This window comes from Flavobacteriales bacterium (genome assembly GCA_020635795.1).
Taxonomy (GTDB): domain Bacteria; phylum Bacteroidota; class Bacteroidia; order Flavobacteriales_E; family Vicingaceae; genus Vicingus.
Genome location: JACJZD010000002.1, coordinates 174,114 through 189,814, shown reverse-complemented (window position 1 = coordinate 189,814; position 15,701 = coordinate 174,114). Strand labels below are relative to the sequence as shown.

Below are 15,701 nucleotides of genomic sequence, written 5' to 3'. Positions count from 1 at the left end.
TTAATATTCAACTTTAGTCATTTTACGTACCAATACATGTGTATCACGGTTTACCCCTACTGGACCCCAGTAATTGAAGTGGTAAGAGAATTGTCCGTAACCACCACACATTAAGTTTGGTTTCAAATGAACTCTAGTAAACGAGTTGTTCATTCCACCTCTACGAGCCTCACCATTTTTACCTCTTCTTTCTTGTGATTTTGCAATGTTGTAAGTTCTTTCAACAGCGTGATAAACAATACAAACACCTTTTGGAATACGTGCACTAACACAAGCTCTAGTTACATAAGTACCGTGGTCATTGTAAACTTCCACATGGTCGTTATCTTTTATACCTAAATCTTCGGCATCTTTTTCACTTAACCAACATGGTTCTCCACCTCTTGATAAGGTTAACATTCTTAATGTATCACCATAAGTTGAGTGAATATGCCATTTTCCGTGAGGAGTTAAACAATTTAACATTCTTGCTTTACCATCGTTTACAGTAACTCTTAAATCACCATAAGCTTCAGGAGTTGGAGAGGGTTTGTAAGTAGACAAGTGTTCACCAAATGCGATGTAAGCATCGTGGTCTAAGTAGAAGTGTTGTCTTCCTGTTAATGTTCTCCATGGAACAAACATATCAACGTTATAGGTGTAGGCTGCATAAGTTCTTCCTTCGTGCATTAAACCTGACCAAAGTGGTGAAGAATTGTAACGTTTTGGTTGAGCTTGTAAGTCACGATATTCCATTTCTATTTGCTCATAACCATCACCCAATCTTTCAACCGCCTCAACACCTATTTTCTTACCCATTATTTCGTAAGCACGTTTGGTTAACTTACCGTTTGTTAATGAAGAAAGTTTAAGTACTGCGTTAATTGCTTCCACATCTTCTTTTAATGATGGGTATTCAGTTCCATCTTCCCATTTACTAATGTGTTGTCTGTTTTCTAACATTTCTTTGTACACATCGTCAACAGGGAATCCAACACCGTGAGCACTAACTCCATTTTTCTCTACACCTTTACCTAAAGAGATAAATTTGTGGTAAATTTTAGAGTAATCTCTTTCAACAAATGCTATTTTATGCATTGTTTTTCCAGGTATTGCTTCACATTCACCTTTACTCCAATCTTGTAATCTTGGTTGAGTAATTTCATCTTTCGAATCGTGAGATAATGGAGAGTTTACCACATCTTTCATTACTCCAGGTAAATATTTATGAGCCATTGAACTAACTCTTTCAGCTAATGTTTCAAATATTTGCCAGTCAGTTTTCGATTCCCATACTGGGTCAATCGCTGCTGATAATGGGTGAATAAACGAGTGCATATCAGTAGAGTTGATATCTGCTTTTTCGTACCATGATGCTGTTGGCAAAACAATATCAGAATATAACGCCGACGTATCCATACGGAAGTTGATGTCAACTACTAAATCCATTTTACCTCTTGCTCCTTCTTTTTTGTAAGTAATATCTTCAACTATATCACCAGCAACTTCGTCAGCAATTTTATTGGTATGAGTTCCTAAATAATGATCTAAGAAATACTCATGCCCTTTGGCAGAAGTTCCAATGGCATTACCTTTCCAAATAAACCAGTTTCTTGGGAAGTTAATTTCTTCATCTGGTTCAACAATTGCGTGTTTTAATGTTCCGTCTACCAATTGTTTAACAATGTGATTTCTCATTTCATCATCAGTATTACAACCAGCTTTTTGAGCATCTTTTACAATATCGAAATTGCTTTTGTTGTATTGAGGATAATAAGGCATCCAACCGTTACGAACTGCTTTCACAGCCCAATCGGCAGTATGCATGCCAGCTAATTTATTATCTGGTACAGAGTTGTAATATTTTTGGTTTCCATCGTATCTCCATTGCGAAGAATTGATGTAATGCCATATTGGCCCTTGTTGTAATCTTGGAATTGTACCCCAATCTTTAGAACTCATTATTGTTGACCAAGACTCCATTGGAGCTAATTTTTCTTGTCCAACGTAATGGTTCATACCACCACCATTTTTACCATTGCAACCAGTAAGCATTTGAGCCATAATTGAAGCTCTATACATTAAGTTACCATGGAACCAGTGATTAATAGCTGCACCAACAATTACCATACATTTACCTTCAGTAATTTCAGCTGTATCTGACCATTCTCTAGCCAATTGTAATACAGTATCTCTACCAATTCCAGTAAATATTTCTTGCCATGCTGGAGTATAAGCTTGGTCTTTATCATTGTAAGAAGTTGGATAATCACCAGCTAAACCTCTACCCACACCATATTGTGCCATGGTTAAATCGTAGATAGTAGCTACTGGAATTTTTTCGCCTGTTGCAGAAGTTAAATATCTTACTGGAACACCTCTTAACGCTTTTTTATCTAACCCATATTCAACAAATTCTACTTGAACTACTTCTTCATGTTTATCAATGAATGATAATTCAGGGTCGTATTCTTTGTTGGTTTCACTGTCTTCGAATTTCAAATTCCAGTTACCTTGATTGTCATCCCAACGTTGACCCATAGATCCTTTTGGAACAACTAAATCACCAGATTTTGTATCAAAGTTTAAGAATTTCCAATCTCCGTTAGTTATGCCTTGATATTGTTTCATTTCATTGGCTCTAACCATTCTACCTGGAGTAACCACATCTCCTTTTTTATCTAAACGAACTAAGAAAGGGCAATCGGTAAATCTTTTTACGTAATCAATAAAATAAGGAACTTGACGATTAACGTGATACTCTTGTAAAATAACGTGAGTAACAGCCATCCAGAAAGCACCATCAGAACCAGCATGAACTGGAATCCATTGATCAGCGTGTTTTGTTACCATACTAAAGTCTGGCGACATTACAACCGTTTTTGTTCCATTGTGTCTTGCTTCAGAGAAGAAGTGAATATCTGGTGTTCTTGTCATACCAAGATTTGCTCCCATCGACACAATAAATTTCGATACAAACCAGTCAGCACTTTCGCAAACATCAGTTTGCTCGCCCCAAATTTCTGGGAAAGCATTTGGTAAATCGCAATACCAATCGTAAAAACTTAAGTTAACACCACCCATTAACTGGATATATCTAGCTCCAGAAGCGTAGCTCAACATACTTTTTGCAGGAATTGGTGCGAAACCTATAATACGGTCAGAACCATATTTTTGAACAGTATAAATATTTGCTGCTGCAATCAAGTCAAGAGCATCATCCCATCTTACTCTTCTAAATCCACCTTTACCTCTTGCTCTTTGATAACGAGCTCTTTTTACTGGGTCTTTTTGTAAATTTTCCCAAGCTTTCACTAAGTCACCACCTGCAGCCTCTTTTTCAGCATTAAATAAATCCAAAAGAGCACCTCTCATTATTGGGTATTTTACTCTAATTGGGCTATATAAGTACCACGAGTAAGAAATACCTCTTTGACATCCTCTTGGCTCATAAGGTGGAATTTCTTTATTAAATTGTGGGTAATCAATTTGTTGCATTTCCCATACAACAATTCCGTCTTTTACGTGAATTGCCCATGAGCAACCACCAGTACAGTTAACACCGTGAGTACTACGTACTACTTTATCGTACTGCCATCTGTTACGATAAAATTCTTCCCATTTTCTGGTTTTCGGTGATATGATATCTTCAATCCAACTCATATTTTTTAGTTTAATTTATTAGTCAATAATATTATTTCGAACAAGCCGATTTGATTTGTCTATCAAAAATGTCTTGTTTAACGCATTTTCTTTTTCTTTCGATGTATAACAATAAAATGATTGCTGCAATTACAACAAATGCTCCACCTCCGCCATAAAGTAGTAGATTATTGTTGTATACTCTTTGGTGTTGATACACATTGTTAACTCCTGCTTTATTAAAGAAAGCTGAAAGCTGAAAAATTTCTTGCTCTGTTAATGGATTATCTTTGTACGAAGCATTCATTGCTGGGAATGGTGGAGCACTTAAAATACCATTGATACCTGCAGAGCCCATTCTTTCGTAAACCATTGTTAAATCTTTTGCTAATAATCCACCAGCAATTAAATTATCGTAATCTACATTGTGGCAAGTAATACATGGCGCCCCTTTGTTTTCAAATCTTTTCTCTCCTGAAAACAACATTAAACCAGCCATTACGTCTTCATCAGATGCATTTGCTGGGTCTAAAGCAGGATCAGCAGGAGTCTCAACTACTTCTGCAGGAGCTTCTTCTGTTGCTACAGCTTCTGCAGGACTATTTGCAGCAATGTGCGTAATAATTGCCTTGATGTCGGCATCAGAAACATTTTGATTTGGCATTGGGTAACCATACTCAGCTATCATTGCCTTTGCATCAGCATCTTTTTCTCCAAATGCTTGAGCATTTTTAACGAAGTTGGTAATCCATTCTTCGCTTCTTTTGGTATTTACACCCTTTAAATCAGGACCTACCAATTTACCTTTTCCTATGGAGTGACAAGCACTACAGTTTTGTTTGAAAAGTGCCTCGCCATCTTGTGCGTTTACGGCTAAACTACAAACTGCCACTGAAACGGTAATAACAATTGATTTTAGTTTCATGTTCATTGTACTTTTAATTTATATCATTGTTTAGTTAATGCATTCTTTGACGATATAAAAGTCATACCATTTGAACAAATGAGAAATGATTCGAATCATGTGATAATATGATTCTAATCATGTTTTTTAGGATTTCTGGATTTTTTAATTGTTTTGAACGAATAAAATATGATTCAAAACATAAAATTAGGCAAGAGTTATTTTGCTAATCGATTCAATTCTTGAAGATTTAATATTTTGATTGTCTTACCTTGTAATTCAATTACCTTGTCTTTATTTAACTCACTCAACACTCTTATAACTGTTTCGTAAGTCGTATTTACTTTACTTGCATAATCTTTTCTGCTTATGGTATAACTCAATGTAAGTGGGTCTTTTGCATCGGCACCAAAAGCTTTGTAATTTAATAAAATGGCTTTTGCTATTCTATTTTTAACTGGTATTGATGAATTTCTTTCTTCCGAAAGCCTAAGCTCCTCAGCAAAAAACATCATTAACTGATAGGTAAATTCTACATTGGCTTTTGCTATGGTATTAAACACATTTATAGGAATAAACGTCATGGTGGTTTTTACATACGTTTTTGCTGACACAGGATAAGTCCAATTACCCCCAAAACCTCTGTGTCCTATTATTTCTCCATCAGAAGCTAAACGAATAATTTTTTCTTTACCATCAAACTCGTTCGAGTATACTTTTGCTTTACCTTCTTTTACGATATATAACCCTTTTACTTCATCTCCTTCACTAAAAATCAAAGAGTTTGCGTCAAAAGTTAAAGTAGTTTTATGAAAATCAACAAATTGCTGCCACTCTGGAGTACAATATTGTTTTAAAAATGAGTCCATATTTAATAAATTATGGCATAAAACTAATTATTAAAAAACGGTAATAAAATGATTTTTGGCAGGAAAAAAAGAGTTGTTCAAAATACTAAATTAACCACCAATTGCAGTCATGGTCCTATTTTTTGAAAAATTATCTTCGTTAAAGAAATCTTTATCGGCAGACATTCCTCCTCTTGATTTAAATTTAGCATAAACACCTTGATGAATTAATGGCTTGATGTCTTTACCTTCTCTTAACGAGGAAAGCAAATCTGTTTCGGTTGATGAAAATAAACAATTTTTAATTCTACCGTTAGCAATCAGTCTGATTCGATTACAACTATCGCAAAACGGATTCGAAACGGTACTAATAACTCCAAATGAACCTTTATAGCCTTCTATTCGATAATTTTTTGTGGTATCGTTTTTCTTATCCTCTAATTTTATCAAATTATCTTTTCCAAACTTGGCTTCTACTTTATCCAAAATATCTTGCAACGAAACTACTTTGCTTAAATCCCACTTGTTCCCATCAAAAGGCATAAACTCAATAAATCTGATTGACACATCTTTATCTTTGGTATAAGCAACAAAATCAACTAATTCATCATCGTTTACTCCCTTTATTAATACAGCATTAATTTTAAGGTTAAATCCCTCTCTAATATAGTTATCAATATTTGTGGTAACAGTATCAAAATAATCTCTACGAGTTATTGTGTTAAATTTTTCTTTATTAAGCGTGTCTAAACTTACGTTGATGTCTTTTACACCAACTTCTTTGAATAAATCTAAATATTTATCTAATAAAATACCATTGGTAGTAATCCCCAAACTTATTGGCAAAGCTGCTAATTCACGAATTATTTTTTCGATGTTCTTTTTTAGCAAAGGCTCTCCTCCTGTTAATCGGATTTTTTTTACACCCATGTCAACAAACTGCTTAGCAATAAATATAACCTCTTCATGAGTCATTAAATTTGACTTTTCGGTTAATGGAATACCATCCTCGGGCATGCAATAAAAACAACGTAAATTGCACCGTTCGGTTAACGAAATACGTAAGTAATTGTGTACTCGCCCGAATTGATCAGTTATATTTGTTGGGTTAAACATTGTTAATGATGATGGTGTTCTTCCGAATGTTCACCTTCGGTTGTTATCGCGTTCATTTCTAAAATAATATCTTCAAATTGTTTAGCCGAAAGGTATTTCTGCGCTAACGGAAACAAGGTATTGTCTTCTCTAAACACGTGCAATCTAATTAATTCAACCAATTCTTTAGCATTATTATAAGCCACATCATAGGTAAACATTTTCGATTGTGCATCCCTAAAACGAGGTGCTAAACCTAATAGATTAAACGTTAGTGTTCCTAATTGAATAAATTTAACATGGTCGTCTTCCATTATATCGACTGCTGTCACTGGATTTTTTCCAACACCATGTTCGTTATTCGCCAAAAGCGCTTTTTGTAAAACAGGAAACAATATTTTTTCTTCTTTTCTATTATGAGGCAATAAATCATTATCGAAAAAATCAAAGAATTTTTTAAAGCCTTCATTTACATCGTTATTCAACACATATCCTAATTCTTTAAAATCGGCTAATGCTTTTTCAAACACATCTAAAACAGCTATAAGTTCTTCGTGTTCTTTTTTTAAGATGATTAAACTTTCGTTTAATTCTCCATTTTCAATCTCAATAGATGCATAGGATGAATAAGCATCAGGCGGATCCATTGGCGACAATTCATCGTTTTGAATTTCAATATCTTTTTCAGGGTTTCCTATTACAGGATCAACCTCTTTTAATCTTTTACCTGTTTCTCTATCAACTATTTTCATCTGAGTAAATTTAAGCGTTATATTTTAGATAAAATTACGCTAGTCGAAACTTTCGTAAAATGATTTAAATCATGTTTTAAATTATGGTGTTAAAAAATCTGGATTATTGATAAAAGTACTATCGGTTAATGTTTTTAGAAAGGCAACCAAATCAGCTTTATCTGCAGCAGTTAACTGTGCTCCTCCCTGCCCTATTTTTTGCATTAGCGGATCAACATAAGGTGATTGCTGTAAACCTTCGCTATAAAAATCGACAACTTCCTCGAGTGTTGCAAACCTATTATCGTGCATATATGGTGCGGATAAAGCTATATTACGAAGTGTTGGCGTCTTAAATTTACCAATGTCATTTGGGTTTCCTGTAACATTATACCTTCCTAAATCTACCCCAGAAAATGTTGCGTTAAGGGCATTGTTATGAAACTGCAAATCGGACCACATTGGATTATTACCTGTTCCATGACAATGAAAACAATCTCCTTTATTTTCGCTTATAAAAACATTAAATCCACTTAATTCTTGGGGTGTCAATGCTACTTCACCTCTTAGGTATTTATCAAACTTTGAATCGTTTGAAACCATCGAACGTAAAAACTGAGCCAATGCAAAACTGATGTAGTTTTTTCTAACACTATCGGTTTGAGTGGTAATACTTACTCCAAAAGCAGACCAAAACATTTGTTGATATTCTGTACTTCTTTTAAATCGAGAATCAATACTATCGGCATTTGCATTTAAAAAGGGATTGCCCTCGGCTAAATCGGCTAATGCAACATAATCTAAATGGTCTTCACCACCTTCCCAGCCATATTTGTTGTACCAACCTAAATTTACATGCGGCAATATTGCAGTACCTATTGGTCCCATAAAAGGAAGTGAAAATGAGTATTGAGGCAAATGACAAGACGAACAAGAGCGATTGTTGGTACTTAATATTTTATCATAATATAGTTTTCTACCCAGTGCAACACCTTCAACAGTCATTTTATTAAATTCAGGGTTGTGCATGGGTAATATGTAAGGTAACATAGGTGGTTGTATGTAGGTGGGATTGTAGGCTTCTAAAATTGGAGGTGCGGGAACAGAGCTTTCTTGTATTTTAACATCATCTTTTTTACACGAAACCGCCGCCAAACAACTAAGTATGGTTATGTAATTGATAATGGTTGGAAATAATTTCATCACGTTAATACAAGCTTATATCATAAAATTACCCAATTCGAGTTTGGTGATATATGATATTCATCATACCAATACTCAATATGTCTTATTGAATTGAGCTTTAGCATTCTTTAAGATAAATACTTCATGTTGTTTTATACTACCATTAAAAATGGCAATAAAACTTCATTCAGCATTACAAGACATACAATCTGTATTGCCAAAACCACCCCTACAATCCCCTCAAGAGGATAAATTAGTTTATAAAGGGCAATTACCATTCCTGCGTATGCAGGAAACCAGCTTTGTCTTGTCGGTTATTCTCATCAAAGATGGTTTAATTAACTAATAAAGAATCTGTTTTATATCAAACTCATATTATCTTAAATCTGGATTCCTGCTTTCGCAGGAATGACTAACGAGAAATAGAAAAGGAGCAACCTACAGCTGCTCCTTTTCACCACCTAACTAACTACAATTTAAACGAATTAAACTGTAAAACCAATGTCTCTATTTTTTCTCTTCTCCTGTTATAAACTTAGGTTTGAAAGTAACCATTACCCAACCCCAAGAGTTCATTTGATCTGTTCTACCTTGACCAGCATTTTTATTATTGCCTGCATATGTCACTCCTTTTAAGTAAGCAAGAGTTTCAGTATCCATTAACACCGAATAACCACCTTGTAATCCAACTCCTTTAGCTAAATCAAAACCAAAAGTGAAATCAAGCTCAGTACCTAAGTTTTTTTCCATTTTATATTTGGTGTATTTAACATCCGTTATTGGTTGAGTTGGAGTTCCAGCAGTAATAGCGTCTGCTAAATCTTTGTTGTATTTATAACCATCCCACACATCTTCTGCAGCAGCAAACAAATGAGCGTCTGCAGCCACCCAGAATTTTTCGTTTTTATATTTTAGTCCAAAGAAAATATCGCTTAACCCTACACTACCAGCATGGTTACCTACATAAAAATAATCCATTAAACCATTGAATTTATGGTTAGTACCAAAATATGGGTTAAATGCATGATTAACTCTTCTATATGATAGGTTAGTATCCGTTTGGTTGTTACCACTCATGTACTCGTATCCTAAATGAGTTGAAATCTTTTCAGTAATCTTGTAATTAACATCCACACGGTAATTCATAGCTTGAACTTCTTTATTGTACTCTCCATCTCTATCTGTATATACAACATTTCTATTTCCATCTAATCCCATTTGGTAGTAAAAAGCACCTGCCACCTCTAATTTTTCTTTTTTATACAACAACCTAGTACCAGCGGTTTGCGCATACACATCGGTATAGTATTGAGTTGGTGGAGCTACTGGAGCTCTCACTGTACTGTCGTAATTTAACTGCTCTTTCCCTAAATTTAAGAACAACACACTTGCAGAAAAACTCTCGTTAAACTTATGGTTGAACCATAGATACTGCATCGCTTTATAAGTTCCAAATTGAGCATCGTGACCAATTGTAGCTTGTTTATCTTGGTTGTATGCAACCCCTAAATCCATTTTAAATTTTTCAGCTTTAAATTTCAGTAATGCTGCATCATGACTACGTCCTTGAGATGCCCAAGCTAAATCACCAAAAATACGAGCATCATCATAATTAATTTCTTGGCGACCCATTTTTAACGACCATTTATCTGACATTAATGCCTCTCCCCATGCTTCATGAATAGAGATATATGCTCCATCGTTGTTTTGTTGTGCAGCAGTACCAACTATTTGTGGCTGACTACCCCATGTTCTAACATCTTGAACAGTTACTTTAAAAATATAACCTTCGTTTTTATATCCAAAATTTAAGCGAGTACGTTGCTCAACTGATGCTGCTGCATCTTGTGCTGAATCGGCAACAGCTTTAAATCCGTGGCGATATTCAAAACGTGGACGAACTTCCCCGTCTAATGTAAATTGTGCAAAAGTAGGTGCTGCTACAAATAGCATTGCCCCCACTAATATTTTTTTTGATAGTTTCATTTTATTGTTTTTTATAATTATTACTCAAATTTAGATTTAGATTTTATGATGAGTTATGAATGTTGTCAAGAGTTATTCTTCTTTTTAGAAGATAAAAAACTGATACAAATCATATTTTTGACTCAATAAAAAAGGGCTCTCTTAAAGCCCCTTTTTATAACATTGTTAAGGATTATCAAATTCTCTTTTTGGACCTTGATAATACCACCAGTTTAACACCAAACAAACTATGTAAAACGCACCAAATCCGTAAAGAGCATATTCAGGGGTTCCAGCTTTTATTTGTTGTCCAAAAATATTTGGGATAATAAACGCACCATAAGCAGCAATAGCTGAAGTCCAACCTAAAACAGGACCTGCTTGTTCTTTACTAAAAATATAAGGAATACTTCTAAAAGTAGAGCCATTACCAATACCAGTAGTTATAAACAATACCATAAAACAAGCAAAGAATGGCCACCAGTAATCTTCAGGAGTAGATGAGTTTTTTGCTTGTATTACAAAGTAAGCCACCGCAAAAGTTGCTATAATCTGAACAACAGTTGCAATTGCAGTAACTTTCGCTCCACTATTCACTTTATCAGAAATAATGCCTCCTAATGGTCTAACAAGAGCACCAAGCATTGGTCCAATAAAAGCCCATAGCATATAGTTTGGAGCGTTTGGATTTTTATATAATGGGTTGGCTTTATCAGTAAACTCAAATATATCTTGACATAATTTAGGGAATGCAAATGAGAAACCAATAAAAGAACCAAATGTCATGATATAGATAATAGTCATAATCCAGTTGTGTTTACTGCTTAAAATAGTAAATTGCTTTTTTAAATTTGATTTAATTTCTGAAGGGGTTGCATATTTCATTAATTGTACAGTTATTAACGCAACAACTGGTACTACAATCCAAATAGAAGAATCTTTCATTCCAAAATTTTTCCAAGGAATACCTAATAATAATATTGCACCAATACCTGCGGCTAATAAACCCAACCCAACCAAATACAGCGTTTTACCAACTCCTTGTGCTGTATTAGGTAAGTTAGGGCAATTTGAAGAAATATTATTCATCCCAAAAAAGGCTCCGATGGTTGACAACACCAATAGTGGTACCCATATCCAACCAGCATTTTGAACACCAGCAAATGGAGCTCCATTAATAACTGCATCAGAACCCACAGCTCCAAAAAATGCAAACCCAACAATAAAAGGTATCATTTTTTGCATTGCACCAACACCTAAGTTTCCAATACCAGCATTCATCCCCAAAGCATAACCTTGCATTTTTTTAGGAAAAAATCCACTAATGTTACTCATAGAAGACGCAAAGTTACCACCACCAAAACCTGAAAAGAATGCCATGACAGCAAAAAACAAGTATGGAGTATTGATATCGTTTAATGCTATACCTGTTCCAATAGTAGGAATTAACATTAATGCAGTTGTGATAAAGATTACGTTTCTACCTCCACCCAATGAAATTAAGAATGAATTAGGTAAACGTAAAGTAGCTCCTGCTAAACCAGCTATTGCGGGTAAGGTGTAATACAAATTATTAACCTCTGCCAAAGCATTATTAAACGCATCTGAACCAGGCTCGAGTCCTGCAGTTAAACCGAAGTTATAACCAAAGTCTTTCATGTACTTGATGATAACTCCCCACATTGCCCATGTAGCAAAAGACAGAAATAATGCAGGAATAGATAACCACAAGTTTTTATTTGCTATTTTTTTTCCTGTTGACTTCCAAAAACTCTCGTCTTCTATGTCCCATTTTTCAATATTAATTTGTGCCATAATTTAATTTTTAGTTAGGTTATTATTGTTTGAGTTAGTATTAATGTCCTCCTTCTTCATCAAAACCATGTTCTGGTTCTTTTAAAAATGCCATACAATAAAGGAAACTGAAGAAAGCTCCTCCTGCAAGTACGAAAAAGAATGTTTTTTCATCAACCAATGTAAATAGGTACAGATAAGTAACTGCTCCAACATTACCATAAGCCCCTGCCATTCCCGCAATTCTACCTGTTAATTCTTTTTTAATAGATGGAATTACAGCAAATGTTGCTCCTTCAGCTCCTTGAACAAACATTGAGCAAGCCATGGTTATAATTACTGATACAACCAACCACCATGTTCCACTAAAAGTTGGAACAATAACTTCAACTCCATTTTCGTGAAAAGTACCTGAATATTTACCTATTAAACCCATTGCAGCAAAACCTAATGCAATACCAAGCATGTATATCAACATGGTTTTTTTACGGCTACCCATCTTATCTGATAAATAACCACCTAAAGGACGAGCAATTAAATTGATAAAAGCAAACGAACCAGCTACTAACCCTGCCAATCCAAGTGTAACAATTCTTTCTCCGCTTGAATCTTTTAATGGTTCAAACACTTCAAAAAAGAATGCAGGAAGCATAGAAACAACGGCTAACTCTGCTCCAAAATTTGCAAAATACGTGGTGTTTAATGCAGAAACACTGCTAAATGGATATTTTTCTTCGTCTGGAACACCTTCTTTCAAACGAGGTAAATTCACTTTCAAAATTGAAATTACTTTATAAAGATATAAAATGGTTAATCCAGCCCAAATCATATATAAAACATCCATAGAAAACATATTTTCTCCATGAACCATTTGTTTTTGTAAGTTTTTAGCCAATAACCCTAATGCAAAATTCATTGGAGCAGTCCAAATAATGTATTGAATTAAGTCACCATAAGATGATACTGGCATCACACTTGCTTTTTTGGTTTGTTTTTGAGGCTCTTTACCTACTGGATAATCTTTTACTAAAAAATAATACACCACACCATACAAACCACAAATTATACTACTAAGAGCAAGAGAATATCTCCAACCAAACTGCCCACCAATTAGAGAAATAGCAATAACAGGAATTAAGCCTGAAGCAGCAGCCGACCCAAAATTACCCCAACCTGCATAAAAACCCTCAGCTCGTCCTATCATTTTAGGAGGAAACCAGTTTGCAGTCATTTTAATACCAATTACGAAACCAGCACCGATAGAACTTAATAATAAACGACTAACGATTAATTGTGTAAAGGTATCAGCGAAAGCGAACATCAACCCTGGTATTGCAGTAAGTATCATAATACCAGAAAAAGTTACTCTTGGACCATATTTATCAACTAGCGAACCTATAATAATACGCGCTGGGATAGTAAGAGCCACGTTACATATTAATAACGATTTAATGTTTTGATCAGTTAAAAAGTCAAATGATTCTATCAAAAGACTTTTTATAGGAGCCATATTAAACCATACAAAAAATGTCAAAAAGAATGCTATCCATGTATAATGAAGCACTCTTACCCTCTCTTGTGAGAAATCGAACAATTTAAATTTATCTTCCATGTGTTGTAGTGTTTAGTTTTCTGATTTGTATCATACAATTTTTGTATAACACATAATTTAACACAACAAATGTAGAAAGACTAATAGGGTCTTAAACTGATAATGCTCAACCTTAAAATTGTTTTTTGGCAAATATTTATATGATGTATATCATATCTATTTGCGTTTTTTGAGAATGCTAGCTTTGATTAATATGTTCTTGAAAAAGGACTAATAATAGCTTTTAGTCCTTCTAATTTTTCTAGATTAATCTCGTTGGTTTTAACCGATATCAGTTTTTCCTTTTTAAGCTCCGACAGAATTCTAGACAACTGTTCAGGGTTTATCCCTGCTAAATCGGCTAAGTCTTTTCTTGACAAAGAAATAATTTGATGAGTGTTATTGGATGAATTAAAAACATCATCAACATATAGTAAGGCATCAACAACTTTTTCTTTCACGTTCATCTGAGCTATGTTTTTAATTTTAGCTTCAGAATTTCTTAGCTCTTTGGAATAATACATCATTAAACTAAATGTAAGCTTAGGATTTTCAAGAAAAGCTTTGTAAATAGTATCGTTATCAATAAAACAAACTACAGAATCTTCAATTGCAATCGCACCTATTGGATAAACATCTCCACCATAGCCTCTGTGTCCAATTATTCCTCCAGCCTTAGTTAATCTTACAACTTGAGTTTTATTGTTTATACCTGTAGAAAATATTTTTGCCTTCCCCTCTTGTATAAAATACAAGCCTAATACAGGATTATTTTCATAAACAATATGCTGCCCTTCTTTGTAGTATGCCATTTGATTGTGTTCTTCAAATTTTTTAATCCAAGCAGCACTAGAGTTTAGTTTAACTAAACAAGTTGTTGTTTCACAATCTATACATTTCACAAAAGGTTTTCTCATGTGGCAAATCAAAGTTGCCCAAATGTATACAAAATATTATTTTATAAAAATGACGAATTCGAAATAACTGATTTAAATCATTTTTATTAAGACAAATCAATTCTTAAATTTGATAAAAAATTCAACATGAAAGAATTAGAACCAAATACCGTAGAAAGCAGCGAATTAGTTGAACAAACCTTTAATTTTTGGTTTAACGATAACGAACACATTCGCTCACCATTTCCTGAATACATTCGCCCTATATTAAAAGAAAAAGCTGTAGATGGATTTTTTAAATGGGTTTCAAATTTGAATCCTGAAGCAAAAGATGAAGTAAACGACGAAATAATTGCTGAAAAATTTGAAGAAATTATTTTTGAAACAGCTAATAAATTGGTTCATACCGAGGATGAAAAAATAACCATCCAATATCCGTTTTTACCTCGATTAGATGATGTAATAACAGACTCAGAAAATCCATCTAATGAAGCTAGCAAAGTAATTGATAGATCACTATTTAAAGAAAAAGATACGCCTTATTTACAAGTGAAATTACAGAAAGTTAACTCAAAAGAAATTTGGGAAACAAAATTTGAATTACCTCTTTAATTCATTTCAATATCGTTAATATATATTGTGGTATCTATAGGTAGTCCTTTTTTATACGTGATAAAAGGACCATCTAGTTTATCTTGTATGTAATAACTTTTGTTTAGGGTGTCGCCATTTTTATCATAAGTTAACCACACCCCTTCTCTACTTCCCATATTAAAAGAACCTTCTAGTTTCTTTTTACCATTTTCATAAAACCAAGTCCATTTTCCATGATTTTTCCCTTCTTTAAAATCACCCGTTTGTAAAAGCCTACCCTCTTTATCAAAGGTATCGTTAGTTCTCTTTCCAGAAAATGAATAAGCCGCCCAAAGCATGATAAGGACTCCTATTATTAATTTATGTTTACTGTTGTATTTAAACATTACGATACAAAGTTAATTAATAGTCATGCATTGTAAGTATAAATTTTATATTCTGCTAAATACAAGTTTTGTAGTTTATTATTTTTATATA

13 protein-coding genes are annotated in these 15,701 nt (G+C 33.9%); 2 read left to right on the top strand and 11 right to left on the bottom strand.

Features of this window, described 5'->3' with window-relative positions; genetic code table 11:
• From H6589_08475 to H6589_08450, 6 genes are all read right to left on the bottom strand, one after another.
• Entirely contained in the window at window positions 1-3,642 is a 3,642-nt protein-coding gene (locus tag H6589_08475) for a nitrate reductase subunit alpha (protein MCB9174629.1), read from the bottom strand.
• A gap of 31 nt (window positions 3,643-3,673) precedes the next feature.
• A complete protein-coding gene (locus H6589_08470) occupies window positions 3,674-4,546 on the bottom strand; it encodes a cytochrome c (protein MCB9174628.1) in 873 nt (290 codons plus the stop codon).
• Between the two features lie 197 nt (window positions 4,547-4,743).
• A complete protein-coding gene (locus tag H6589_08465) occupies window positions 4,744-5,394 on the bottom strand; it encodes a Crp/Fnr family transcriptional regulator (GenBank protein MCB9174627.1) in 651 nt (216 codons plus the stop codon).
• Window positions 5,395-5,484: 90 nt separating this feature from the next.
• A complete protein-coding gene (moaA, locus tag H6589_08460; protein MCB9174626.1) occupies window positions 5,485-6,489 on the bottom strand; it encodes a GTP 3',8-cyclase MoaA in 1,005 nt (334 codons plus the stop codon).
• Window positions 6,490-6,491: 2 nt separating this feature from the next.
• Window positions 6,492-7,220: a hemerythrin domain-containing protein gene (locus H6589_08455; GenBank protein ID MCB9174625.1), complete on the bottom strand. Its 729-nt coding sequence runs from the start codon at window positions 7,218-7,220 to the stop codon at window positions 6,492-6,494.
• Between the two features lie 81 nt (window positions 7,221-7,301).
• Window positions 7,302-8,402, bottom strand: coding sequence for a c-type cytochrome (locus tag H6589_08450; protein MCB9174624.1), 1,101 nt, complete (start codon window positions 8,400-8,402; stop codon window positions 7,302-7,304).
• Window positions 8,403-8,553: 151 nt separating this feature from the next.
• On the opposite strand from H6589_08450, the gene H6589_08445 reads away from it, so the two are divergent.
• Window positions 8,554-8,730, top strand: coding sequence for a hypothetical protein (locus H6589_08445; GenBank protein ID MCB9174623.1), 177 nt, complete (start codon window positions 8,554-8,556; stop codon window positions 8,728-8,730).
• 161 nt (window positions 8,731-8,891) lie between these two features.
• On the opposite strand, the gene H6589_08440 is transcribed toward H6589_08445, so the two are convergent.
• From H6589_08440 to H6589_08425, 4 genes are all read right to left on the bottom strand, one after another.
• Window positions 8,892-10,370, bottom strand: coding sequence for a hypothetical protein (locus tag H6589_08440; GenBank protein MCB9174622.1), 1,479 nt, complete (start codon window positions 10,368-10,370; stop codon window positions 8,892-8,894).
• 165 nt (window positions 10,371-10,535) lie between these two features.
• Window positions 10,536-12,164 (bottom strand): NarK/NasA family nitrate transporter, encoded by a 1,629-nt coding sequence (locus H6589_08435; GenBank protein ID MCB9174621.1) that lies wholly within the window; start codon window positions 12,162-12,164, stop codon window positions 10,536-10,538.
• Window positions 12,165-12,204: 40 nt separating this feature from the next.
• A complete protein-coding gene (locus H6589_08430; GenBank protein MCB9174620.1) occupies window positions 12,205-13,755 on the bottom strand; it encodes an MFS transporter in 1,551 nt (516 codons plus the stop codon).
• A 188-nt stretch (window positions 13,756-13,943) separates the two neighbouring features.
• The gene (locus H6589_08425; protein MCB9174619.1) at window positions 13,944-14,651 is read right to left on the bottom strand and encodes a Crp/Fnr family transcriptional regulator; all 708 of its coding nucleotides are present in this window, start codon (window positions 14,649-14,651) and stop codon (window positions 13,944-13,946) included.
• A gap of 126 nt (window positions 14,652-14,777) precedes the next feature.
• On the opposite strand from H6589_08425, the gene H6589_08420 reads away from it, so the two are divergent.
• Window positions 14,778-15,242 (top strand): hypothetical protein, encoded by a 465-nt coding sequence (locus H6589_08420; protein MCB9174618.1) that lies wholly within the window; start codon window positions 14,778-14,780, stop codon window positions 15,240-15,242.
• Here the strand turns inward: H6589_08420 and H6589_08415 are convergent.
• Window positions 15,239-15,610, bottom strand: a complete 372-nt coding sequence (locus H6589_08415; protein ID MCB9174617.1) for a hypothetical protein — start codon at window positions 15,608-15,610, stop codon at window positions 15,239-15,241. The two genes, H6589_08420 and H6589_08415, sit on opposite strands and share 4 nt — an antisense overlap.
• Window positions 15,611-15,701: the final 91 nt, after the last annotated feature.

Bases quoted from the DNA above. Each gene is read 5' to 3' on its own strand.
- H6589_08435 (MCB9174621.1), bottom strand. From the start codon at position 12,164: ATGGCACAAATTAATATTGAAAAATGGGACATAGAAGACGAGAGTTTT.
- moaA (MCB9174626.1), bottom strand. From the start codon at position 6,489: ATGTTTAACCCAACAAATATAACTGATCAATTCGGGCGAGTACACAAT.
- H6589_08450 (MCB9174624.1), bottom strand. From the start codon at position 8,402: ATGAAATTATTTCCAACCATTATCAATTACATAACCATACTTAGTTGT.
- H6589_08465 (MCB9174627.1), bottom strand. From the start codon at position 5,394: ATGGACTCATTTTTAAAACAATATTGTACTCCAGAGTGGCAGCAATTT.
- H6589_08455 (MCB9174625.1), bottom strand. From the start codon at position 7,220: ATGAAAATAGTTGATAGAGAAACAGGTAAAAGATTAAAAGAGGTTGAT.
- H6589_08420 (MCB9174618.1), top strand. From the start codon at position 14,778: ATGAAAGAATTAGAACCAAATACCGTAGAAAGCAGCGAATTAGTTGAA.
- H6589_08425 (MCB9174619.1), bottom strand. From the start codon at position 14,651: ATGAGAAAACCTTTTGTGAAATGTATAGATTGTGAAACAACAACTTGT.
- H6589_08440 (MCB9174622.1), bottom strand. From the start codon at position 10,370: ATGAAACTATCAAAAAAAATATTAGTGGGGGCAATGCTATTTGTAGCA.
- H6589_08445 (MCB9174623.1), top strand. From the start codon at position 8,554: ATGGCAATAAAACTTCATTCAGCATTACAAGACATACAATCTGTATTG.
- H6589_08415 (MCB9174617.1), bottom strand. From the start codon at position 15,610: ATGTTTAAATACAACAGTAAACATAAATTAATAATAGGAGTCCTTATC.
- H6589_08475 (MCB9174629.1), bottom strand. From the start codon at position 3,642: ATGAGTTGGATTGAAGATATCATATCACCGAAAACCAGAAAATGGGAA.
- H6589_08430 (MCB9174620.1), bottom strand. From the start codon at position 13,755: ATGGAAGATAAATTTAAATTGTTCGATTTCTCACAAGAGAGGGTAAGA.
- H6589_08470 (MCB9174628.1), bottom strand. From the start codon at position 4,546: ATGAAACTAAAATCAATTGTTATTACCGTTTCAGTGGCAGTTTGTAGT.